This window comes from Novosphingobium profundi, assembly GCF_020524485.1.
In the GTDB taxonomy this organism is placed as follows: Bacteria; Pseudomonadota; Alphaproteobacteria; order Sphingomonadales; family Sphingomonadaceae; genus Novosphingobium; species Novosphingobium profundi_A.
Genome location: NZ_JAIVLF010000014.1, coordinates 1 through 1865, shown reverse-complemented (window position 1 = coordinate 1865; position 1865 = coordinate 1). Strand labels below are relative to the sequence as shown.

The 1865-nt window shown below is 52.4% G+C and carries 3 protein-coding genes and 2 pseudogenes; 2 read left to right on the top strand and 3 right to left on the bottom strand.

Features of this window, described 5'->3' with window-relative positions:
* Nucleotides 1-82 precede the first annotated feature (82 nt).
* Entirely contained in the window at nucleotides 83-754 is a 672-nt protein-coding gene (locus LC060_RS20885) for a hypothetical protein (protein WP_226638630.1), read from the top strand.
* Nucleotides 755-756: 2 nt separating this feature from the next.
* Here the strand turns inward: LC060_RS20885 and LC060_RS20880 are convergent.
* Nucleotides 757-831, bottom strand: a pseudogene (locus LC060_RS20880) (CatA-like O-acetyltransferase); the annotation flags it as partial.
* Nucleotides 831-983: pseudogene (locus LC060_RS20875) on the bottom strand (phage integrase N-terminal SAM-like domain-containing protein); the annotation flags it as partial. The pseudogenes LC060_RS20875 and LC060_RS20880, both read right to left, overlap by 1 nt.
* Nucleotides 984-1153: 170 nt before the next feature.
* Here LC060_RS20875 and aac(3)-Ia point away from each other — a divergent pair.
* The gene (gene aac(3)-Ia / locus LC060_RS20870; RefSeq protein ID WP_022542381.1) at nucleotides 1154-1618 is read left to right on the top strand and encodes an aminoglycoside N-acetyltransferase AAC(3)-Ia; all 465 of its coding nucleotides are present in this window, start codon (nucleotides 1154-1156) and stop codon (nucleotides 1616-1618) included.
* An 8-nt stretch (nucleotides 1619-1626) separates the two neighbouring features.
* On the opposite strand, the gene LC060_RS20865 is transcribed toward aac(3)-Ia, so the two are convergent.
* Nucleotides 1627-1865, bottom strand: a 239-nt coding sequence (locus tag LC060_RS20865) for a hypothetical protein (protein WP_226638629.1), incomplete at its 5' end; no start/stop codon positions are given.

Sequence of the window (1865 nt, the reverse complement as noted above, 5' to 3'; positions counted from 1 at the left end):
GAAAACGCGATTCAGACGAGTGACTGGTGTTCAGAAGTGTGCTATTCCGATATAGCTGTTCACTGGTGTCGTCCCTATTCTGGTGGAACTGGATGGTGATGTCAACGGTCATAAGTTTTCCGTGCGTGGCGAGGGTGAAGGTGACGCAACTAATGGTAAACTGACGCTGAAGTTCATCTGTACTACTGGTAAACTGCCGGTACCTTGGCCGACTCTGGTAACGACGCTGACTTATGGTGTTCAGTGCTTTGCTCGTTATCCGGACCATATGAAGCAGCATGACTTCTTCAAGTCCGCCATGCCGGAAGGCTATGTGCAGGAACGCACGATTTCCTTTAAGGATGACGGCACGTACAAAACGCGTGCGGAAGTGAAATTTGAAGGCGATACCCTGGTAAACCGCATTGAGCTGAAAGGCATTGACTTTAAAGAAGACGGCAATATCCTGGGCCATAAGCTGGAATACAATTTTAACAGCCACAATGTTTACATCACCGCCGATAAACAAAAAAATGGCATTAAAGCGAATTTTAAAATTCGCCACAACGTGGAGGATGGCAGCGTGCAGCTGGCTGATCACTACCAGCAAAACACTCCAATCGGTGATGGTCCTGTTCTGCTGCCAGACAATCACTATCTGAGCACGCAAAGCGTTCTGTCTAAAGATCCGAACGAGAAACGCGATCATATGGTTCTGCTGGAGTTCGTAACCGCAGCGGGCATCACGCATGGTATGGATGAACTGTACAAATAATGACAAACGGCATGATGAACCTGAATCGCCAGCGGCATCAGCACCTTGTCGCCTTGCGTATAATATTTGCCCATGGACGCACACCGTGGAAACGGATGAAGGCACGAACCCAGTTGACATAAGCCTGTTCGGTTCGTAAACTGTAATGCAAGTAGCGTATGCGCTCACGCAACTGGTCCAGAACCTTGACCGAACGCAGCGGTGGTAACGGCGCAGTGGCGGTTTTCATGGCTTGTTATGACTGTTTTTTTGTACAGTCTATGCCTCGGGCATCCAAGCAGCAAGCGCGTTACGCCGTGGGTCGATGTTTGATGTTATGGAGCAGCAACGATGTTACGCAGCAGCAACGATGTTACGCAGCAGGGCAGTCGCCCTAAAACAAAGTTAGGTGGCTCAAGTATGGGCATCATTCGCACATGTAGGCTCGGCCCTGACCAAGTCAAATCCATGCGGGCTGCTCTTGATCTTTTCGGTCGTGAGTTCGGAGACGTAGCCACCTACTCCCAACATCAGCCGGACTCCGATTACCTCGGGAACTTGCTCCGTAGTAAGACATTCATCGCGCTTGCTGCCTTCGACCAAGAAGCGGTTGTTGGCGCTCTCGCGGCTTACGTTCTGCCCAAGTTTGAGCAGCCGCGTAGTGAGATCTATATCTATGATCTCGCAGTCTCCGGAGAGCACCGGAGGCAGGGCATTGCCACCGCGCTCATCAATCTCCTCAAGCATGAGGCCAACGCGCTTGGTGCTTATGTGATCTACGTGCAAGCAGATTACGGTGACGATCCCGCAGTGGCTCTCTATACAAAGTTGGGCATACGGGAAGAAGTGATGCACTTTGATATCGACCCAAGTACCGCCACCTAACAATTCGTTCAAGCCGAGATCGGCTTCCCGGCCGCGGAGTTGTTCGGTAAATTGTCACAACGCCGCAGGTGGCACTTTTCGGGGAAATGTGCGCGCCCGCGTTCCTGCTGGCGCTGGGCCTGTTTCTGGCGCTGGACTTCCCGCTGTTCCGTCAGCAGCTTTTCGCCCACGGCCTTGATGATCGCGGCGGCCTTGGCCTGCATATCCCGATTCAACGGCCCCAGGGCGTCCAGAACGGGCTTCAGGC